Source organism: Leclercia sp. UBA2479 (assembly GCF_002341985.1).
Classification (GTDB): Bacteria; Pseudomonadota; Gammaproteobacteria; order Enterobacterales; family Enterobacteriaceae; genus Enterobacter; species Enterobacter pneumoniae.
The window spans coordinates 90,010-110,412 of record NZ_DDPB01000007.1 but is presented as its reverse complement, the minus strand read 5'-3'; the positions used below and the strand labels follow the sequence as shown (position 1 = coordinate 110,412).

The window sequence follows — 20,403 nt, the reverse complement described above, 5'->3', positions numbered from 1 at the left end:
GAGAGGGGTAGGGTGAGGACATCAGACCGCACTACGACGTTACCTCTCTCTTCCCTCTCCCCGTGGGAGAGGGTTAGGGTGAGGGCATCAGACCGCACTACGATGTTACCTCTCTATTCCCTCTCCCTGTGGGAGAGGGTTAGGGTGAGGGCAACAAGCCGCACTACACCTCCCACTCACCCCCTTCGACACCGTTCACCCGCAGCTTACGTGTTTCCCCTGCCGGTAACGACACCTTCAGCACCTTCCACGCCGGGCGATAATCCCCCCGCGCATTCACCTTCAGATTAATGCTCGCCCCGTCGCAGACCATCTCCCATTCCACCCACAGCGCATTGCCCTGCTGATAACCCCAGCTCTCGCCGTCGTCCTCAAACAGCAGGCCAGACGTGGTACCCACGCCTTTTAACGGGAACAGCTTCAGCTCGCGAGCATCATCTTTTTCAGCATTCACGTGCGTGATGCGCTCGCTCAGCGGCAGACCGGCACCGGCACGCACCAGCAGCGGCAGCTTCTCCAGCGGCGCGTCGCGCACAATCCACTGGCCGCCAGCAAACCACTCGTGGGTATAAAAATCGTACCAGCCGGCTTCGTTATCCGGCAGCCAGAGGCGGCGCGCACGCTGCCCGGCTTCGACCACGCTTGCCACCAGCAGGTCGCGGCCCAGCAGGAAGTCGTCGCACTCTTCAAAGGTCTGCGCATCATGCTCATGATCGAGGAAAGTAGGACGCAGCATCGGTTCGTCGTCGGCATGCGCCTGCCAGAGCAGCGTATAGAGATAAGGCAGCAGGCGATAGCGCAGCTCAATTGCGCTGCGAATGGCCGGCGTCACGCCGGGATACATCCACGGCTCGTTAACGGTCTGGTCATCATTCCATGAATGGATGGTAAACCGCGGATGCATCACGCCGTTCTGTACCCAGCGCACAAACAGCTCGGCATCCGGCTTATCGCCAGAAAAACCGCCGACGTCATGCCCGACGTTAAAGAGCCCGGAGAGGCTCATCCCCAGCCCCATACGAATGTTATAGCGCAGGGTCTCCCAGTTGGTGCGGTTATCACCGCTCCAGGTCTGGACGTAGCGCTGCATCCCCGCGCAGCCGGAGCGGGAGATCAGGTACGGGCGTTTTTCCGGGGCGAAGCGCTGCTGCGCCTCCAGCGAGGCGCGCATCATCAGCAGCGGCATCACCGGGCGAATATGCTTGATGGCGATCGGCTGGCCGAAGCCATAGCAGCGCGCTTCGCCGTCCCAGACTTCATACTCGTTGTTATCGTTCCAGGTGGAGTCGATCCCCATCTCCAGCAACTGCGTGGTCACGCCTTCCTGCCACCACTGCACCGTCTGCGGGTTGGTAAAGTCGAGGTGCGAGCCTTCGTCATCCCAGAAGCTGGAACGTTCTGGCGCATTGGTTTCTGAATCACGAATGAACAGACCTCTTTCTGCCACCTCGTTATAGCGCGGGTGATCCTGTAGCAGGCACGGCTTGATGTTGGCCGCCAGTTTTAACCCGGCGTCGTGGAATGCCTGAGTCATCACCTTCGGCTGCGGCACTTTGTCATGGTTCCAGTTGAAGACGTAGCGCTTGCCGTTGATCGAGGTATAGCCGGACGAGAGCTGGAAGGAGTCGCACGGAATCGCGTGTTCTTCGCACAGGCGAATAAAGTGCATCAGCTGATTCTGCGCGTCCGGCGCGTCGGTATAGTGCATGGTCGATCCGCTGTAACCCAGGCTCCATTTCGGACCGAACAACGTCTTCCCGGTGAGGCGCACAAAGGCTTTGGTGACATCCAGCACCCGTTTCCCGGTAAACATGTAGTAATCGATGTCACCCGCTTCTGCCTGCCAGCGGCGGTAGGCGGTGTGGTAGTTATCAATTTCGTTGCCCAGATCCAGCCAGCAGCTGCTCAGGTTGTCGTAAAACAGGCCATAGCTCACGTCATCCCGGCGGGTGAGGGTGAACGGAATGTGTTTGTACAGTGGATCGGTGCTGGCGGCGTTGTAGCCCATCGCGTCGAGGTTACGCATCTCGTAGCGTTTACCGTTGCGCTGCAGATCGCCGGCTTTCTCGCCCAGGCCGTAAAAACGCTCATCCTTGCGGCGGCTCAGGTAGTGTGCCACGCCGTCGCCGTGGGCATTCAGCAGGTAGGCGCTGGTCGGACGGTCATTCACCAGCGGCTGCCACTCGCCCGCGTCATCGCAATAGTGCCACTCCAGCCACAGCGGCTGGTGGACCGTCACACGCAGCTGCTGGGTAGCAACCTTCAGCATGTCGCCCTGCTGCGTCAGCTGCCAGGCCGGGCAGGAGAAGCCGCTCAGATCGTCGCGATGGCGTCCTTCCCAGGGCACATCTTGCGCCGGGGCGATACTCCAGGTGCGGTCCAGCGCCAGTTCGCCTTTGCGCTTAATCAGCACGCGGAACAGGTTCTCTTCCAGCACATACAGACACAGCCGGTGCTGATTATCGACCAGCAGCTCAATATGGTTCGCCGACTCTGTTGCGACGGTCCAGTTTTTCAGGGTTTTCATATGCAATAGATCCACTATCAGGCGCGCTTGGCGCGACGTTCAGCAATAAATGCTACCAGGAAAACAGCGCCAATCAGGTCAAAGAAGCCCATGGCAATAAAGAGGGGGTTGAAGCCGATTTTGTCGGCGGTCACACCAATCAACAAAGAGAAGAAGAAGCTGGCGATCCATGCCGCCGAGCCGCGCATCCCGTTGACCGTCGCCATCTGGCCTTTATCAAACGACTCCACGACCAGTGCACTCAGCATGCAGGAGATGATCTGATGCCCGAAGCCGCCGATAGAGATCAGCACGATGGTGATATAGGGATCGCGGGTGATAGCCACCACGGCCAGCGAGATCATCAGAAATGCGCCGGTAACCGAGCTTGCCACCACGGAGTTGACGCGGGTGCAACCGAACAGGCGGGTGTAGAGGCGGGTCAGGTAGCCGCTTGCCACGCTGCCAAGGTCAGCGGCGAGGAACGGCAGCCAGGCAAACATCGCTATCTGCTTCAGGTCCATGCCGTGCTCTTTAGCGAGGTAGAGCGGCACCCAGAAGCTCAGCACAGCCCACGCCGGTTCCGCCATAAAGGCCGGGATGGCGATACCGTAGAAGCGTTTGTTCTTTGAGACGGTTTTCAGCGCAGTCAGGAAGGGCAGCTTCACCGCAGGTGGTTCGTTATCCTGCTTAATAAACGCCAGCTCATCTTTGCTCAGGTTCGGGTGCTGCTCCGGGTTGTGATAAAACGCCCACCAGAGGATCACCCACAACAGCGCCAGCACGCCGGTAAACATAAACGCCCCCTGCCAGCCAAAGGAGGCGTGGGCGAAGTAGATGATAGGCGGAGCCAGCATGGCGCCAATCGAGAAGCCTACCCCCGCCCAACCGGCGGCCACAGGACGTTCTGATTTTGGGAACCATTCGCCGATAGTTTTGGCGTTGGCTGGCGTCGCGGCTGCTTCCGAGGCACCCATAAAAAAGCGCAGGATCGCCAGGTGCAGCCAGCTACCGGCACCCGCATGGAAGATACACATCAGCGCCCAGATACCGGCGCAGACCATAAAGCCAATCTTCAGGCCAATCACGTCAATCAGCCAGCCGCACAAAGGCTGGAAAATGGTGTAGGCGATCTGGAAGGCACCCACGATCCAGGAGTATTGCTCGGTAGTGATCCCCAGGCTCTCTTTTAGCTCCGGAGCGAGAATGCCTAACGAGTTACGGGTGATGTAGTTGACGGTGACGCCCATTAAGAACAGTACCAGTACATACCAGCGCAGGTTCTTAATCACGCGACGGGTTTTGCTTGTCGCTACGGTGTTATTGATGTCCTGACTCATTTTACTCTCCACAAGACGGACGGTAGGGGACATAGGTTCAGGTGTCACACGGCGCTTTATGATGTTGATTGTTATCCGTTTACCAGTGCAAAGTTGCTATACAACTAGTATGGAAGTTGTGTGACAAGTTCACCTTAAGGGAGAAAATGAGAGGGCAATAGTGGATTTTGTGCAAAAATTCTCATTATTGACCGTAACCCTTTGGCATGATGGCCTCCAGGTCAGTTACAAACTGATAACAAGGCTATGAAAATTTTTTCATTTAGCAAATGGAGCCAGATCACAAAATGGATAAAAGGTTAAAAATCACCGAAATCGCCGCCCGCACGCAGCTCTCTATTAGCACAGTTTCACGGGTACTGGCGGGTAAAGCGAATACCAGCGAAAAAGCGCGTAACCGGGTGCTGGCGTGTGCGCGGGAGTTGGGGGTGATGGACGGTCTGGCGGCCGGGCGCCTGCTGCTGAATAGCCTTGTGGTCTTTGCGCCGCAGCGGGCGTTTGACGAGCGGTCCGATATCTTTTACTACCGGGTCATCCAGAGTGTAAGTAAAGGTCTGGCGTCGCATGATGTGCGCCTGCGTTACTGCGCCCTGGAGGAGAACGACAGCGATGCGCAGCTCTTTCTGACGCGAATGAATGAGACCGAGACCCAGGCCGCCATCTTGCTGGGTATCGACGATCCCCATATTCACGATCTGGCGGTGGACGTGGGTAAACCCTGCATGCTAATCAACTGTCGCGACCGCCATATGCGCTTGCCCGCCGTGGCACCCGACCACCGGGCAATTGGCGAACGGGCCGCTGAGTACCTGTTCGAAATGGGACACCGGGAGGTGCTAAACGTACTCTGTCTGCGGCGTTACACGATGGAGTTACGTCTGGCCGGGATACGCGATGCGTGGCAGTCTCACAACCTGACGTTCCGCGATAAACGCGATCTGCTGGTGGCGCCCAGCTTTAGCGCACGCGAAACAGAACAGCTCATCGGCGAGTGGCTCACGCAAATGCAGGGGAGGGATCTGCCCACCGCGTTTTTAGTGGGGGGGGATTTTATGGCGGCGGGCACCATCAGCGCCCTGCAAAAACAGGGGCTGCGGGTGCCGCAGGATATCTCGGTAATGAGCATTGACGGCTTCAATCTCGCCGCCATTCAGGATGTGCCGCTCACGGCGGTGCATGTTCCCCGCGATGAACTGGGAACCGAAGCGGTGCATATGCTTCAGCAGCGGCTGATGCGCCCGGAAGCACCGGTTGGCACTTTGCTGCTCAACGGCACGCTGGCCGTGCGGGAATCTGTCCGGCGGATACGTCAGGGGAAACGACGCACCGCCGTAGAACGTGAAGGACTTTACGATAACTAAGCCATGCCCAGCGCGCGCTTGCCGTGAATATTGAGATCGTTCAGGGTAAAGCGGTCTTGCCAGTCTGTTTCGTAATCTTCGCGTGGAAAATCTCCCGGTGATGCCCCGGTCTCCAGCGCGGCCTTAACTTTCTTCGCATAGGCGAGATTCTTTTCGCACATCGGCGCGGCCGGGATGTACATGACGTTGCCCCAGCCCTGCTGATTTTCTACCGGTGCGACGGCGTGGATCACATCGCAGTGCCACCAGACGGAATCGCCCGCTTCCAGCGCCGGTATGCTGGTCAGCGCCTCGATGAGCAGCGGATGCCACTTCTCTGAGATGGGCAGCACGCGACCCGGTGCGACACCGCAGAGTTCATCTTCCGGCACGTCGTCCAGCAGCGGACGCAGCAGAATGTAGGCCATTGCTTCCGGGATGGGGACCACGTGCAGCAGCCCCTGATCCGGGATCATGTCCGACAGCGCCGTCCAGCCCTGGAAGGTGCGGAACACAGAGCACTTGGTGGTGTTGTCCACGGTGTACTCCTCCACATCGGTGCGGTGCGCAGCGTTCCAGGGATCATACTCATCCACATTGCCATCAAATACGCGGGCAAAGGCCTGTTGATAGGCCGGCAGCAGCCAGCGCTCCAGCGCGCCGGAGTCGGTGTGCGCGCCCAGCCCTTTAGAGGTGGTTCCCGGTGGACGGCGGCGAATGCGATCCGGATAGATGACGCTTACGTCCGGGTTAAACCACTGCTTACCGTTGCTTTCGAATGTCCATAAACGGTTCAGGAATGACTGCACCTGCGCCATCTCTTCACTCTGGCGCGCCTGCATTTGCGCCTGAGACCAGTAGATCGGGTAAATCTCCGGGCGGGAGGCGGTGAGGGTGCCAAAGAAGTTATCCCCTGGCCCTTTGTACACCTCGTCGAAGTGATTACGATCCAGATAGTCGAGCATGGCATTATCCCATGCCAGCGCCTGCTCACGGGGGAAGTGGCCTTTAATCACTGCGCAGCCGCGGCGTTTCACTGCGGCACGCTGCGCCTCGCTAAGCGTCCCGTTTTTAACGTCGGCGAAGGGGATGACTGGCCAGACGGGAACGCCGCTCTTTTTCAACGCAGCGATCTCAGCCACGCGGTCGGCGATCTTAGCGTGCAGACGATCAAATACCGCCTGTACGTCGCCGATCTGTGCGCGCAGTTCACGCTTCATCTGACGGATTGCCGCTTTGTGGTCGGCGGGCAGGGTTTCACTGGTAAAGGTTAAGCTCATCACACCCTCTCTTTCTTTCATTCGAAAGTAAAAAACATTACAAGTGATACTTTAAGTTAAAAATAAGTTAATGCAAGTTGAAAAACTTGATCGGGTGCACAGGACGAGAATGAAGAGAAAGAGAAGACGTTTCGCCGGCAGGGCGCCGACGAAAGGGGAATCATTGACTGAACGGTGCGCTGTTATCGAGCACGGCCTGAATCACGTTCAGGGCACCCTGATGGTTATTGTCATCGGTCTGATAACGGGAAATCGCTTTGATCGCTTCCCCCGCATTGCCCATGGCGAAGGGGTAACCGACAAACTTCAGCATCTCGGCATCGTTGCCGCTGTCGCCGATAGCGACGCAGGCCTGCGGGGAGATAGCCCAGCGCTTCAGCAGGCGGCTAATGCCGTTCGCTTTATGCAGGCCAGGGATAATTAAATCCACAAAGCCAAAACCGCTGGTTACCGGTTTCATGATGCCGTCGAGAGAGACATGCAGCGCGTCGATCAGGTTCGGGATATCAGAGTCGGGCAGGTTCAGTGAGAATTTGAACAGCACATCGTCAATCTCGTGATAATCGCTGACGCGCTGGAGACGGTGGTAGTGCTTTGACATTAGCGCCACAAACGCGTCCGGGGCCTTATCGCTGACGTAAGCGCTCTGCAACCCGCAGGCCACGAAGTTCAGCTGTTGATCTTTCAGCAGTTCGCCAATCACGATCTGCGATTCATGACGGGTAAGCTCGCCGTGGAAAATCTGCTCGCCGTGATCAAAGACCAGCGCGCCGTTTTCCGCCACGAAAGAGATCTGCTCTTTGAGCTCCGGGAAGAAGGAGATGAGCTGGTAGTACTGGTTGCCGCTGGCGACAACGAACTCTATGCCACGGGCCTGAAGCTGTTCGAACTGTGCTTTGAAGCGGTCACGGTCGTACTGCTTGGCGTCATTGAGAAAAGTTCCGTCCATATCGGTGACGATAACTTTAACGGTCATAAATTGCGCTCCTGAATATTGCTGCGACCAGCAACATTCTAATAACAAGGTGACGGGGAGCACAAATTTAATTTCATTCGAAAGTCAAAAACACAACGGCAGCCGGAGCTGCCGCTTAGTGTTTTCTCCCTCTCCCCGTGGGAGAGGGCCGGGGTGAGGGCATCAGCGTGCGCACTTCCCTTCGCCCTCAGGGGAGAGAGGCCGCCGCGTTACAGCGTATGCTCCGTACGCGCAATGATATCGTCCTGGGCATCCGGCGACAGGGCGGTAAAGAACGCCGAATACCCCGCCACGCGCACCACCAGGTCGCGATACTGATCCGGATGTCTCTTCGCCTCCAGCAGCGTCTCGCGCGACACAATGTTGTACTGAATATGCCAGCCTTTATGTACCTCGAAGAAGGTGCGCAGCAGCACCATAAGCTTCTGGCGATCGCTGTCGTTATCAAGCGTGGCCGGGTTCAGCTTCTGGTTTAGCAGCACGCCGCCAAGGATCGCTTCGGTCGGTAACTTACCGACAGAGCCAATCACCGCCGTTGGGCCGAGGTGGTCGGTACCGGAAGCCGGGCTTGCCCCCTCCGCCAGCGGGGTATGCGCTTTACGCCCGTCCGGGGTGGCCATGGTGGCAGCGCCAAAGGGCACGTTCGCCGAGATGGACGAGGTCCCGGCATAGTACTTGCCGCCTATCGGACCGCGACCGTAGCGCGGATTGTGGTACTGCTTCAGTTCGTCGATATAAGTCTGGTATGCGCGCGTCAGCAGCAGATCCACGCTGTCGTCGTCATTGCCGTACTTCGGCGCGCCGTTGATAAGGCGCTGGCGCAGCTGTTCGTGCGTCAGCCCGTCGAAGTCGTCCGCCAGGGCGGCGGCAAGCTGCTGCTGCCCAAGGGTAGCCTGCTCGAAGACCAGTTTCTTCACCGCCGCCAGGCTGTTGCCGAGGTTCGCAATACCCACCTGCAGGCCCGAAACCCAGTCATATTTTGCGCCACCCTGCTTGATACTTTTCGCGCGCTCGATGCAGTCATCCACCAGCGCCGAGCAGAGAATATCGTGGACATTCTCTTCCAGCATGGTGTCCACCACGTACTCAATTTCGATAGATTTACGGGTGTAGTAACGTATCTGGCGATCCCAGGCGGCCATCACCTCGTCGAAATCGGTAAAGTTGCCGGCTGAGAGCGCCTTGACCTGGGGCAAGAACACCTTACCGCTGGTGGCGTCCCGGCCGCCTTCCATTGCCGCCAGCATTACGCGGGCGAAATTAATAAAGCTCATGCCGGTACAGCGGTAGCCCCATTTGCCGCCAACGGCGGTTTCGATACAGCCAATTGCCGCATAGTCGTAAGCATCCGCTTTTTCCACGCCGAGCTTGATAAACTCCGGAATGACGATTTCATCGTTGTTAAACGCCGGCATGCCAAAGCCGCAGCGGATCACCTGCACGCAGGCGTCGAGGAAGTCATTGCTCATGCCCGCGTGATAACGCACGCTGAGGTTTGGCTGGGTAGAGCGCAGACGGCCGCAGGATTCAAGAATCGCGTAGGAGAGCGGGTTCACCGCATCCATCGGTTCACCGTTGACCAGCTTCTGGCCGCCAATGGTCACGTTCTGATAGAGCGGACTCCCGGCCGAGGCTTTCGAGTGCGAGCCGGAGCGGATCTTGTTTACTTCCAGCAGTTTCAGCCAGCAGCTGTGCAGCAGCTCAATGGCGTGCTCGCGATCCAGACTCTGTTGCAGCTCCACGTCGCGACGGTAGAAGGGGTAGAGGTACTGGTCCATGCGGGCAAACGAGACCGAATGACCGTTTGACTCAATCTGCAGGATCAACTGGATGAAATAGCAGAGTTGCAGCGCCTGCCAGAAAGTCTCTGGCGGCTGGTGCGCAATCACATCGCAGTTTTCCGCCATCGCCAGCAGTTCATCGCGGCGGCTTTCGCGGGTTTCAGTGGCGGCCATCTCACGCGCCAGGGCGGCAAAGCGTTCAATATGCAGGCTGACCGCCTCCAGCACGATATCAATTGCCTTCAGGAACTGATCGCCGTGCAGGTCGTCAAGGCAGGTGAGGTTGATTCGCGAACGGCGTTCATCCACCTTATGGCGCAGACCATCCAGCCCTTTTTCCAGCAGCAGCGGGAAGTTCACCGCCAGGTGGGCATCGCCGGAGGTCATGTTACCTTCGGCCTTGATGATACCGCTCTCCAGTAACCCTTTTTGCTCATCGGTGAACATGCCGTAGCAGCGATCCTGCACCGTCTGACCACGCCACCACGGGCAGATCTCATGCAGCACGCGTTTGTTCTCATCGCTCACCGCAAAGCCTGCGCCAGGACGGTCGGCCAGGTCGTCGATCTCTTTCTCAATCCAGGCGACGGTATACTCCGGGAAGATGGGCGCGGCGCGGACTTCGCTCGCCTGGTTTCCGATAATCAGCTCATCGTGTTTGATCCAGATGGTCCGCTGCGCCAGATGGTGTGCCAGCGCCAGCGCGCGGCGCACCGGGATCGGTTTGTCCATATGCTGCTGGTACATCTCGGTATAGTGCTGAGCACGCTCGGTACAGACCGGCGGCTTGACGATATGAACCAGCGCGGTTTTATGGGCTTTAATGCGATCGCTCAGGGTAGTGAGATTCAGGGTCGTCATAACGTTATCCTCGTAGGGTCGCCGTTAACCCTTTCTGGCTGGCATACTGCTGTGCAAAGGCCAGTAAATCAGGGTTATCGAGCGGTTTATCAGGGGCAGAGTAGGGTTCGCCGAGCAGGCTGTACTTATTCATGCCCAGCGTGTGATAGGGTAAAAAATGGATATCGCGAACGTTGAGTTTGTCGGCGGCAAAATTAGTAATGGCGGTCACCGAGGCCTCATCGGCGTTAAAACCCGGGATCAGCGGTACGCGGATGGTAAGGGTTTTTCCCGCGGCGGCGAGCCGTTTCAGGTTGTCCAGTACGCGCTTCGCAGAGCCGTTGGTCCACTGTTTAAAGCGTGCGCTATCGACCTGTTTCAGGTCGGCCAGGAAGAGATCGACATAGGGTAATGAGGGTTCAATATTGTGCCAGGGAACATGCAGGCAGGTCTCCACGGCGGTGTGTATGCCTTGCTCCCGGCTGGCCTGAAACAACGCCTGCGCCAGCGCTGGGTTCATAAAAGGTTCGCCGCCGGAGAGAGTCATACCGCCGCCGCTGCGATCGTAAAAAGGCTTGTCGCGAACCACCCTGGCTATGATCTCCTCTACCGGCTGCGCTTCCCCGCAGACGGTGAGGGCCTGAGTTGGGCAGCAATCGGTCAGCGCGTTGAACGCGGCCTCATCCAGCTTTTCGCGATGAATGACCAGGCCATTTAACGCGCGTTCAATAACGTCTGGCGTCGCCTGCTGGCACAGCTCGCACGCCTCCATGCAAAGGCGCGCATCAAACAGCAGATCGCGGTGACGACGGCGGCTTTCAGGATTTTGACACCAGCGGCAGCTCAGGGAGCAGCCTTTCAGGAACACGACGGTACGGATACCGGGGCCGTCGTGGGTAGAGTAGCGCTGAATGTTGAAGATCATGATTATGCCTCTGGGTTGCGTATGAAGATTAAATTACTTTCGAATGAAAGTTATCTTGATGTGCGTCAACTCCAGGAAAGGTTTTGCCGTGCTAGGGTAAATGCAGATTCATTTTTGAGGACACTATCATGGAACTCTATCTCGACACTTCCGACGTCGCTGCCGTAAAAAGACTGGCGCGCGTCTTCCCGCTGGCGGGCGTGACCACGAACCCGAGCATCGTGGCGGCAGGAAAAACGCCGCTGGAGGTTCTGCTACCGGAACTGCACGACGCGCTGGGAGGCAAAGGGCGCTTATTTGCTCAGGTCATGGCATCACACGCGGAAGGGATGGTGGAAGAGGCCATTAAACTGCGCGGCATGATGGCGGACCTGGTAGTTAAAGTGCCGGTGACGGCAGAGGGGCTGGCGGCAATCAGGATGCTGAAAGCCGAGGGGATCCCGACGCTGGGTACCGCCGTGTATGGGGCAGCGCAGGGGATGTTATCTGCGCTGGCGGGAGCGGAATATGTCGCGCCGTATGTTAACCGCGTAGATGCGCAGGGCGGGGATGGGATCCAGACGGTGGTCGAACTTCAGCAACTGCTCACCCTGCATGCGCCGCAGGCGAAAGTGCTGGCGGCCAGTTTTAAAACGCCGCGCCAGGCGCTGGATTGCCTGCTGGCGGGCTGCGAATCGATTACCCTGCCGCTGGATGTGGCGCAGCAGTTGATTGCTTCTCCGGCGGTTGAGGCGGCGGTGGCGAAGTTCGAACACGACTGGCAGGAGGCGTTTGGCCGGACGTCGATTTGATTCTGTTGCCGGGTGGCGCTGGCGCTTATCCGGCCTACGGTTTTCTCCCTCTCCCTGTGGGAGAGGGCCGGGGTGAGGGGATCAGGCCACAACAAGGCTTAACCTCCGCACACCTCACATCCCGGGTTACGCATCAGCTTCATTTCGCGGAACTGGCAGGTCATGGCGTCATACATCACGATTTTTCCGGCGGCAGGCGTACCGTAGTGCGCCAGCACCTTGATCGCCTCCATCGCCTGCAGCGACCCGATGATACCGACCAGGGGGGCCATCACCCCCGCCTCCACGCAGGTGAGCGCGTTTTCACCGAACAGACGGCTCAGGCAGCGATAGCAGGGCTCACCCTCGGTCCAGGTGAAAACGCTGATTTGCCCTTCCATGCGAATGGCCGCGCCGGAGACCAGCGGCGTTTTGTGGGCGAAGCAGCCGGCGTTTAGCTGGTGGCGAATGGCGACGTTATCGGTGCAGTCGAGCACCAGATCGTGCCGGGCAATCAGGGCAGAGAGCGCTTCGTCATCCAGCATCGCGTCAAGGAGGGTGAACTGAACGTTGGGATTAATACGTGCCAGCGCCGCGTGGGCAGAGGCCACTTTGGGCTGGCCGAGCGTGGCGTCGCTGTGCAGCGTCTGGCGCTGCAGGTTTGAAACCGAGACAGTATCGAAGTCCAGCAGCGTCATCTGGCCAACCCCCGCCGCGGCCAGGTATTGCGCCGCCGCGCAGCCCAGGCCACCGAGTCCGACCACCAGCACGCTGGCCGCCTTCAGCGCTTCCTGACCCTCAAAGTCAAAACCGCGCAGCACAATCTGGCGGTTGTAACGCATCATCTCCTGGTCGCTCAGCTCAGCCGTCATATCAGCCTCCGAACAGGTGGTTAAAGCGTTCGACCTCAACCCATTCGCCCGCCTCTACGTTGCCGCGCTCACGCTCAAGCACGATAAAGCAGTTGCCCTGGCTGAAGGAGCTAAAGATATGCGACCCCTGATGCCCGGTGGAACTCACTTCCAGCTCGCCGTTTGCGTTGTGCGCCAGGATGCCGCGCTGGAAATCGAGGCGACCAGGGGATTTCTTGAGCCGCGTTGCGGTGCGTACCCGCTGGCGAACCGGCAGCGGACTGGCATTGCTGCCGGAGAGCTTCGCCAACAGCGGGATCACCAACTGATAGAAGGTGAGGGCGGCCGAAACCGGGTTGCCCGGCAGCCCGCAGAACCAGCTCTGTTGCAGTTTGCCGAAGGCGAAAGGTTTGCCCGGCTTGATCGCCAGCTTCCAGAAAGCAATCTCTCCCAGCTCGTCGAGTATGGTTTTGGTGTAATCCGCTTCGCCTACCGATACGCCGCCGGAGCTGATCACCACGTCTGCAACGCGGTCTGCTTCCATAAAGGTGGCGCGCAGTTTTTCCGGATCGTCCGGAATAATGCCGAGATTTATGACGTCACACCCGAGCTGCTCCAGCATCAGATGGACCGCCAGCCGGTTGGTGTCATAGATTTGACCCTCCTGCAGCGGCTGGCCCGGAAGCTGTAATTCATCGCCGGTGGAGAAGAGCGCCACGCGCACTTTGCGTACTACCGCCACCTCGGCGATACCGAGAGAGGCCAGCACCGGCAGCTCAGCCACCGTCAGCGTCGTCCCGGCGGCAAACACCGTTGCCCCGAGGGCGATATCTTCTCCGCTGCGGCGAATGTTCTGACCCGCTTTTACCGGCGCGGTAAAACGTACGCCGCTCTCCGTCTGCTCGGTCTCTTCCTGCATGACCACCGCGTCGCAGCCTTCCGGCACCGGCGCGCCGGTCATGATGCGAATACAGCTTCCTACTGGCCACTCGCCATGGAAGGGCTGCCCGGCAAAGGCTTTCCCGGCAACCGGAAGAGCGGTGCCTGCGGCCAGATCCGCCAGACGGACGGCGTAACCGTCCATCGCCGAGTTATCGAAACCCGGTACGTTCAGCGGCGAGACGATATCGGCTGCCGTTACGCGACCAAAACACTGCAACAGAGGCAGGGTTTCGGACGCCGTTAGCGGCGTCAAACGTTCAAGCATCTGCGTAAGTGCCGTCTCAAGCGGCATCAGTCCGGCGGTAAAATCCATAGGTAACTCCAGCGGGATGACAACGAAAGCGCCCATTATGGCAGAAAAGTGCCGCTAACTGTATGACACCATGGGCTTAGGCTTTACATCACTGTATCGTCTTTCTATATTCAAAAATTATCTGAAGCTCCATCAACGATAATGATATTTATAAAAAAAGCCGCGAACAGGTGATGTGAAATGAGCAAGGCAGTCATCGCAATTCATGGAGGCGCCGGGGCAATTACCCGATCGCAGCTAAGTATGGAGCAGGAGAGGTGCTATATCGAGGCGCTCTCCTCTATTGTGGAAACCGGCCAGCGGATGCTGGAAGCGGGAGAAAGCGCACTGGACGTGGTAACCGAAGCCGTGCGCCTGCTGGAGGAGTGCCCGCTGTTTAACGCCGGGATCGGGTCGGTTTTTACCCGCGATGAAACCCATGAGCTGGACGCCTGCGTGATGGATGGCGTCACCCTGAAAGCGGGGGCAGTGGCCGGCGTGAGCCGTCTGCGTAATCCGGTGCTGGCCGCACGACTGGTAATGGAGCAAAGCCCGCATGTCTTACTGGTGGGGGAAGGGGCGGAGAATTTTGCCTTTGTGCAGGGGATGGCGCCGGTTTCGCCCGAGCTCTTTTCAACGCCGGCGCGTTTCGAGCAACTGCTGGCCGCACGTGCCGAAGGTGAAACCCGTCTCGATCACCACGGCGCCCCGCTGGATGAGTCCACCAAAATGGGTACCGTCGGCGCCGTAGCGCTGGATAAAGCCGGCAACCTGGCGGCCGCCACCTCCACCGGGGGCATGACCAATAAACTGCCCGGCCGGGTGGGCGACAGCCCGCTCCCTGGCGCAGGGTGCTATGCCAATAACGCCAGCGTCGCCGTCTCCTGCACCGGTACGGGCGAAGTATTTATCCGCACGCTGGCGGCCTATGACATCGCGGCCTTAATGGATTACGGCGGCTTAAGCCTCGCAGAAGCCTGCGAACGGGTAGTGATGGAAAAACTGCCGGCGCTGGAGGGCAGCGGCGGGCTGATTGCGGTCGATCGTGAAGGTAACGTGGCGTTGCCGTTTAACAGCGAAGGCATGTACCGCGCCTGGGGCTACGCTGGCGATGCGCCATCGACCGGTATTTATCGTGAATAAGGGGGTATCAGGTGCCGCACAGTGATGAACTGGATCAGCAGCAGGTGCTGTCCGTTCGCAACCTGAATGTCGCGTTTCCTGAAGAGCGGCAGCTGATCCCGGCAGTTAAAAACCTCTCGTTAACGCTGAAACGCGGCGAGACGCTGGCCATTGTAGGGGAGTCGGGCTCGGGAAAATCGGTTTCCGCCCTCTCGTTAATGCGCCTGATTGAGCAGGCCGGCGGCGTGCTGACCTGCGACCAACTGCAGCTTCGCCGCCGTAATGGCCTGGTGAGCGATCTCGCCGGGCTGAGCCAGTCGCAGATGCGCGACGTGCGCGGTGCGGATATGGCCATGATTTTTCAGGAACCGATGACCTCTCTCAATCCGGTGTTCCCGGTCGGGGAACAGATTGCCGAGTCCATTCGCCTGCACCAGGGGCTGAATGGCGAGCAGGCGCTGGAAGAGGCCAGACGGATGTTAGAACAGGTGCGTATTCCGCAGGCGCAGACTATTCTCTCCCGCTATCCGCATCAGCTCTCTGGCGGTATGCGCCAGCGCGTGATGATCGCGATGGCTCTCTCGTGTCGCCCGGCGGTGCTCATTGCCGACGAGCCGACCACGGCGCTGGATGTCACCATTCAGGCGCAAATTCTGCAGCTGATTAAAGTGTTGCAGCAAGAGATGGCGATGGGGGTGATCTTCATCACCCACGATATGGGCGTGGTGGCCGATATTGCCGATCGCGTGCTGGTGATGTATCAGGGCGAGGCGGTGGAGACCGGCAGCGTAGAGCAAATTTTTCATGATCCTCAGCACCCTTATACCCGTGCCCTGCTGACAGCGGTACCGCGCCTTGGGGCGATGAACGGCAGCAATCTGCCACGCCGTTTTCCGCTGATTTCCCTGAAAAACGGAGGCCAGCAGGAGGCTGAAACCGAGCAGGACACCGTGATGCCAGGGGACCCCATTCTGCAGGTGCGCGATCTGGTAACCCGCTTCCCCCTGCGCGGAGGGCTCTTCAACCGCGTCAAACGCGAAGTGCACGCGGTCGAAAACGTGAGCTTCGATCTCTGGCCTGGCGAAACCTTATCGCTGGTGGGAGAGTCCGGCAGCGGCAAATCAACCACTGGCCGGGCATTGCTGCGGCTGGTGGAGGCGCAGGAGGGGACCATCACGTTCAACGGTGAGCGAATCGATACCCTGGAAGCGAGCAGGCTGCAGCCGCTGCGCCGGGATATTCAGTATATTTTTCAGGATCCCTACGCCTCGCTCGATCCCCGCCAGACGGTGGGCTATTCGATCATGGAGCCGCTGCGGGTGCATAAGATGCTTGAGGGGGAGGCCGCGCAGCGGCGGGTGGCCTGGCTGCTGGAGCGGGTGGGTCTTAAGCCCGAACATGCCTGGCGGTACCCACATGAGTTTTCAGGCGGACAGCGACAGCGAATCTGCATCGCGCGTGCGCTGGCGCTCAACCCGAAGGTGGTGATTGCCGACGAGGCGGTTTCGGCGCTGGATGTCTCTATTCGGGCGCAGATTATTAACCTGCTGCTCGACCTGCAGCGAGAGATGGGCATCGCTTTTCTCTTTATTTCGCATGACATGGCGGTCGTAGAGCGCATCAGCCACCGGGTGGCGGTGATGTATCTCGGACAGATTGTGGAGATTGGGCCGCGTCGGGCAGTGTTTGAAAATCCGCAGCACCCCTATACCCGCAAACTGATGGCGGCGGTGCCGGTGGCCGATCCGGCCCATCGTCGCCCGCAGCGGGTACTGCTGCAAGATGAGCTACCCGGCAATATTCGCAAGCGGGGAGAGTTCACCGAGCGGGTGACATTGCGCGAGGTGAGCCCCGGCCATTTTGTGGCGTTACCGCCGCAGGGTAATGCGGTTTCACGGTTATAACAGACGACAGACAGCAGGGAACAACAGGAGAATACCATGACCAAATTTGTTGCTCGCACATGGCTGTTAGCCGCGAGCGTAACGGCAGCGCTGGCTGCCGCGCCAGCCTGGGCGGCTAAAGATGTAGTGGTGGCCGTGGCCTCCAATTTTACGACGCTTGATCCCTATGACGCTAACGACACCCTGTCGCAGGCGGTAGCGAAGTCGTTTTATCAGGGGTTGTTTGGCCTGGATAAAGAGATGAAGCTAAAAAACGTCCTGGCAGAGGGCTATACCGTCTCTGACGACGGGCTGGTCTACACCATCAAGCTGCGCAGCGGCGTGAAGTTTCAGGACGGCACTGATTTTAACGCTGAGGCGGTGAAGGCGAACCTCGATCGCGCCAGCGATCCGGCTAACAGCCTGAAGCGCTACAACCTGTACAAGAATATCGCCAGCACCGAGGCGGTGGATGCCACCACGGTGAAAATCACCCTTAAAGAGCCGTTCTCAGCCTTTATCAATATTCTGGCGCACCCGGCGACGGCGATGATCTCTCCGGCCGCGCTGAAGAAATATGGCAAAGAGATCGGTTTTCACCCGGTGGGTACCGGCCCGTATGAGCTGGACACCTGGAACCAGACCGATTTCGTGAAGGTGAAGAAATTCGCCGGATACTGGCAGAAAGGGCTACCGAAGCTGGACACCATTACCTGGCGTCCGGTGGTGGATAACAACACCCGTGCGGCGATGCTGCAAACCGGTGAAGCGCAGTTTGCTTTCCCGATCCCTTATGAGCAGGCGGCGATCCTCGCAAAAAACAGCAAACTGGCGCTGGTGGCCAGCCCGTCAATCATGCAGCGCTATATCAGCATGAACGTGACGCAAAAGCCGTTCGACAACCCCAAAGTGCGTGAAGCCATCAACTATGCCATCAACCGTCAGGCGTTGGTGAAGGTCGCCTTTGCCGGTTATGCCACGCCGGCAACCGGCGTGCTGCCTCCGTCGATCGCCTTTTCCCAAAGCTATCAGCCCTGGCCATACGATCCGGCAAAAGCGCGGGAGCTGCTGAAAGAGGCCGGTTATCCGAACGGCTTTAGCACCACCCTCTGGTCCTCGCATAATCACAGTACCGCGCAGAAGGTGTTGCAGTTTACTCAGCAGCAGCTGGCGCAGGTGGGCATTAAAGTCCAGGTTACCGCCATGGACGCCGGACAGCGTGCGGCAGAAGTGGAAGGTAAAGGGCAGAAAGAGAGCGGCGTGAGAATGTTCTACACCGGCTGGTCTGCTTCTACCGGCGAGGCTGACTGGGCGTTATCACCGCTGTTTGCTTCACAAAACTGGCCGCCGACCCTCTTCAATACGGCGTTTTACAGTAATCCGCAGGTGGATAAAGATCTGACCGATGCGCTGAAAACGACCAACGCAGAAGAGAAAGCCCGCCTCTACAAGGATGCGCAGGATACCATCTGGAAAGAGTCGCCTTGGGTACCGCTGGTGGTAGAGAAACTGGTCTCGGCGCATAACAAGGCGCTGACCGGGTTCTATATCATGCCGGATACCGGGTTTAGCTTTGACGACGCCGATTTAAAATAAAGCACTCACTCCTGCGGGCGTTGCGCCCGCAGGATGAGAGGAATGTGCATGCTGAATTATGTGATTAAACGCTTGCTGGGTCTGCTGCCTACGCTACTGATCGTGGCGGTACTGGTCTTTTTATTCGTGCATATCCTGCCGGGCGATCCGGCGCGATTGATTGCCGGACCCGAGGCAGATGCCACGGTGATTGACCTGGTGCGTAAACAGCTGGGGCTGGATCAACCGCTGTATGTGCAGTTCTGGCACTACATGGTGAATGTACTGCAGGGGGATTTTGGCACCTCGATGGTGTCACGGCGTCCGGTTGTCGACGAGATTGCCAGCCGCTTTATGCCCACCTTCTGGCTGACTATCACCAGCATGCTGTGGGCGATGCTATTCGGGCTGGGCGCCGGTATTGTCGCTGCCGTCTGGCGTAACCGCTGGCCAGACAGGCTGGGAATGGCGCTGGCAGTCACCGGTATCTCGTTTCCGGCGTTTGCGCTGGGGATGCTGTTGATGCAGATTTTCTCCGTTGAGTTGGGCTGGTTGCCTACCGTGGGCGCCGATACCTGGAAACATTACGTTCTGCCTTCCGTTACGCTCGGGGCAGCGGTAGCGGCGGTGATGGCGCGCTTTACCCGCGCCTCGTTCGTCGATGTCCTTAACGAAGACTATATGCGTACAGCGCGGGCCAAAGGGGTAAGCGAAAAGTGGGTTATCCTCAAGCACGGACTGCGCAACGCCATGATCCCGGTGGTGACCATGATGGGGCTGCAGTTCGGCTTCCTGCTGGGCGGCTCAATTGTGGTTGAAAAAGTCTTCAACTGGCCAGGGTTAGGACGCCTGCTGGTCGATTCGGTGGAGATGCGTGACTACCCGGTGATTCAGGCGGAAGTGCTGCTCTTTTCCCTGGAGTTTATCCTCATTAACTTAGTGGTGGACGTGCTCTACGCCGCCATTAATCCGGCTATCAGGTACAAATAAGATGCGATTGTTAAACTGGCGCCGACAGGCCGTTCTGAACGCAATGCCTGGGCTGAAGCCAGACCGGATCCGCACCCCGTGGTTTGAATTCTGGCGTCGTTTTCGCCGCCAGCCGGTGGCGATGATCGCCGGGCTGTTTGTGCTGCTGCTGATTGCCGTGGCGGTGCTGGCGCCGTGGATTGCCCCTTTCGATGCGGAAAACTACTTCGATTACGATCGCCTTAACGATGGTCCGTCGATGATGCATTGGTTCGGTGTGGATTCGCTCGGGCGCGATATTTTTAGCCGCGTGCTGCTCGGGGCGCAGATCTCTCTGGCAGCGGGGGTCTTCGCGGTACTGATTGGCGCGGCGATCGGCACCGTACTGGGGCTGCTGGCAGGGTATTACGAAGGCTGGTGGGATCGGCTCATCATGCGCATTTGCGACGTGTTGTTTGCTTTCCCCGGCATTCTGCTGGCGATTGCGGTGGTGGCGGTGATGGGCAGCGGTATGGCTAATGTCATTATTGCCGTGGCGGTATTCTCCATACCGGCCTTTGCCCGACTGGTGCGCGGTAATACGCTGGTATTGAAGCAGCAGACATTTATCGAATCGGCGCGCAGCATGGGCGCCAGCGATGCCAATATCCTCTTCAATCACATCCTGCCGGGCACCGTCTCGTCGATCGTGGTCTACTTCACCATGCGTATCGGGGTATCGATTATCTCGGCGGCCAGCTTGTCGTTCCTCGGACTGGGTGCGCAACCGCCTACCCCGGAGTGGGGGGCGATGCTGAATGAAGCGCGGGCAGATATGGTGATTGCGCCCCACGTTGCGCTCTTCCCCAGTATGGCTATTTTTCTCACCGTGCTGGCGTTCAACCTGCTGGGCGATGGGCTGCGCGACGCGCTGGATCCGAGGATTAAGGGTTAATCTGTAAGTAAAATGCGGGATTTGTGCCAGGCTAAATACTTTTCACTGTAATGAAAGGAGACCCGTTATGAAAATCT

Annotated in this window: 15 protein-coding genes; 7 read left to right on the top strand and 8 right to left on the bottom strand. The window is 58.5% G+C overall.

The genetic code is table 11. From position 1 onward, the window contains the following. Positions 1 to 163: 163 nt before the first annotated feature. Together B3B59_RS08220 and B3B59_RS08215 are read right to left on the bottom strand one after the other, a co-directional pair. On the bottom strand, positions 164 to 2,527 hold the full coding sequence (locus tag B3B59_RS08220; RefSeq protein ID WP_286808676.1) for a glycoside hydrolase family 31 protein: 2,364 nt from the start codon (positions 2,525 to 2,527) through the stop codon (positions 164 to 166). Between the two features lie 17 nt (positions 2,528 to 2,544). Next, positions 2,545 to 3,846, bottom strand: a complete 1,302-nt coding sequence (locus B3B59_RS08215) for an MFS transporter (RefSeq protein ID WP_046886910.1) — start codon at positions 3,844 to 3,846, stop codon at positions 2,545 to 2,547. Positions 3,847 to 4,133: 287 nt separating this feature from the next. Between B3B59_RS08215 and B3B59_RS08210 the strand changes: the two genes are divergently transcribed. Next, the gene (locus B3B59_RS08210; protein ID WP_040076435.1) at positions 4,134 to 5,207 is read left to right on the top strand and encodes a LacI family DNA-binding transcriptional regulator; all 1,074 of its coding nucleotides are present in this window, start codon (positions 4,134 to 4,136) and stop codon (positions 5,205 to 5,207) included. On the opposite strand, the gene B3B59_RS08205 is transcribed toward B3B59_RS08210, so the two are convergent. From B3B59_RS08205 to B3B59_RS08190, 4 genes are all read right to left on the bottom strand, one after another. After that, the gene (locus B3B59_RS08205; protein ID WP_286808674.1) at positions 5,204 to 6,466 is read right to left on the bottom strand and encodes a DUF1479 domain-containing protein; all 1,263 of its coding nucleotides are present in this window, start codon (positions 6,464 to 6,466) and stop codon (positions 5,204 to 5,206) included. The genes B3B59_RS08210 and B3B59_RS08205 overlap by 4 nt on opposite strands. A gap of 160 nt (positions 6,467 to 6,626) precedes the next feature. Beyond that, positions 6,627 to 7,442: a Cof-type HAD-IIB family hydrolase gene (locus B3B59_RS08200; RefSeq protein ID WP_046886908.1), complete on the bottom strand. Its 816-nt coding sequence runs from the start codon at positions 7,440 to 7,442 to the stop codon at positions 6,627 to 6,629. A gap of 209 nt (positions 7,443 to 7,651) precedes the next feature. After that, on the bottom strand, positions 7,652 to 10,084 hold the full coding sequence (locus B3B59_RS08195) for a formate C-acetyltransferase/glycerol dehydratase family glycyl radical enzyme (protein ID WP_286808672.1): 2,433 nt from the start codon (positions 10,082 to 10,084) through the stop codon (positions 7,652 to 7,654). 4 nt (positions 10,085 to 10,088) lie between these two features. Beyond that, positions 10,089 to 10,988 (bottom strand): glycyl-radical enzyme activating protein, encoded by a 900-nt coding sequence (locus B3B59_RS08190; RefSeq protein ID WP_286808670.1) that lies wholly within the window; start codon positions 10,986 to 10,988, stop codon positions 10,089 to 10,091. 128 nt (positions 10,989 to 11,116) lie between these two features. Here B3B59_RS08190 and fsa point away from each other — a divergent pair, with 128 nt between their 5' ends. Further along, entirely contained in the window at positions 11,117 to 11,779 is a 663-nt protein-coding gene (fsa, locus tag B3B59_RS08185) for a fructose-6-phosphate aldolase (RefSeq protein WP_286808668.1), read from the top strand. 98 nt (positions 11,780 to 11,877) lie between these two features. Here the strand turns inward: fsa and moeB are convergent, their stop codons facing one another. Further along, positions 11,878 to 12,630, bottom strand: a complete 753-nt coding sequence (gene moeB, locus B3B59_RS08180) for a molybdopterin-synthase adenylyltransferase MoeB (RefSeq protein WP_046886904.1) — start codon at positions 12,628 to 12,630, stop codon at positions 11,878 to 11,880. A gap of 1 nt (position 12,631) precedes the next feature. Beyond that, positions 12,632 to 13,864 (bottom strand): molybdopterin molybdotransferase MoeA, encoded by a 1,233-nt coding sequence (gene moeA, locus B3B59_RS08175; protein WP_046886903.1) that lies wholly within the window; start codon positions 13,862 to 13,864, stop codon positions 12,632 to 12,634. Positions 13,865 to 14,044: 180 nt separating this feature from the next. Here moeA and iaaA point away from each other — a divergent pair, with 180 nt between their 5' ends. From iaaA to gsiD, 5 genes are read left to right on the top strand one after another with little or no spacing between them, the layout of a single operon-like run. Next, on the top strand, positions 14,045 to 14,986 hold the full coding sequence (gene iaaA, locus B3B59_RS08170) for a beta-aspartyl-peptidase (protein WP_286808664.1): 942 nt from the start codon (positions 14,045 to 14,047) through the stop codon (positions 14,984 to 14,986). An 11-nt stretch (positions 14,987 to 14,997) separates the two neighbouring features. Continuing rightward, a complete protein-coding gene (gene gsiA, locus B3B59_RS08165; RefSeq protein ID WP_233801328.1) occupies positions 14,998 to 16,869 on the top strand; it encodes a glutathione ABC transporter ATP-binding protein GsiA in 1,872 nt (623 codons plus the stop codon). A 36-nt stretch (positions 16,870 to 16,905) separates the two neighbouring features. Next, complete coding sequence (gene gsiB, locus B3B59_RS08160; RefSeq protein WP_212477427.1) at positions 16,906 to 18,444, top strand: glutathione ABC transporter substrate-binding protein GsiB; 1,539 nt, start codon at positions 16,906 to 16,908, stop codon at positions 18,442 to 18,444. Between the two features lie 48 nt (positions 18,445 to 18,492). Continuing rightward, positions 18,493 to 19,413 carry a glutathione ABC transporter permease GsiC gene (gene gsiC / locus B3B59_RS08155; protein ID WP_040076424.1) on the top strand — a complete coding sequence of 307 codons (921 nt, stop codon included), beginning with the start codon at positions 18,493 to 18,495 and terminating at the stop codon, positions 19,411 to 19,413. A gap of 1 nt (position 19,414) precedes the next feature. Continuing rightward, the gene (gene gsiD / locus B3B59_RS08150; RefSeq protein ID WP_040076423.1) at positions 19,415 to 20,326 is read left to right on the top strand and encodes a glutathione ABC transporter permease GsiD; all 912 of its coding nucleotides are present in this window, start codon (positions 19,415 to 19,417) and stop codon (positions 20,324 to 20,326) included. Positions 20,327 to 20,403 lie beyond the last annotated feature (77 nt).

Bases quoted from the DNA above. Each gene is read 5' to 3' on its own strand.
- iaaA (WP_286808664.1), top strand. From the start codon at position 14,045: ATGAGCAAGGCAGTCATCGCAATTCATGGAGGCGCCGGGGCAATTACC.
- gsiB (WP_212477427.1), top strand. From the start codon at position 16,906: ATGACCAAATTTGTTGCTCGCACATGGCTGTTAGCCGCGAGCGTAACG.
- B3B59_RS08195 (WP_286808672.1), bottom strand. From the start codon at position 10,084: ATGACGACCCTGAATCTCACTACCCTGAGCGATCGCATTAAAGCCCAT.
- gsiD (WP_040076423.1), top strand. From the start codon at position 19,415: ATGCGATTGTTAAACTGGCGCCGACAGGCCGTTCTGAACGCAATGCCT.
- B3B59_RS08220 (WP_286808676.1), bottom strand. From the start codon at position 2,527: ATGAAAACCCTGAAAAACTGGACCGTCGCAACAGAGTCGGCGAACCAT.
- moeA (WP_046886903.1), bottom strand. From the start codon at position 13,864: ATGGATTTTACCGCCGGACTGATGCCGCTTGAGACGGCACTTACGCAG.
- fsa (WP_286808668.1), top strand. From the start codon at position 11,117: ATGGAACTCTATCTCGACACTTCCGACGTCGCTGCCGTAAAAAGACTG.
- B3B59_RS08205 (WP_286808674.1), bottom strand. From the start codon at position 6,466: ATGAGCTTAACCTTTACCAGTGAAACCCTGCCCGCCGACCACAAAGCG.
- moeB (WP_046886904.1), bottom strand. From the start codon at position 12,630: ATGACGGCTGAGCTGAGCGACCAGGAGATGATGCGTTACAACCGCCAG.
- B3B59_RS08210 (WP_040076435.1), top strand. From the start codon at position 4,134: ATGGATAAAAGGTTAAAAATCACCGAAATCGCCGCCCGCACGCAGCTC.
- B3B59_RS08215 (WP_046886910.1), bottom strand. From the start codon at position 3,846: ATGAGTCAGGACATCAATAACACCGTAGCGACAAGCAAAACCCGTCGC.
- B3B59_RS08190 (WP_286808670.1), bottom strand. From the start codon at position 10,988: ATGATCTTCAACATTCAGCGCTACTCTACCCACGACGGCCCCGGTATC.
- B3B59_RS08200 (WP_046886908.1), bottom strand. From the start codon at position 7,442: ATGACCGTTAAAGTTATCGTCACCGATATGGACGGAACTTTTCTCAAT.
- gsiC (WP_040076424.1), top strand. From the start codon at position 18,493: ATGCTGAATTATGTGATTAAACGCTTGCTGGGTCTGCTGCCTACGCTA.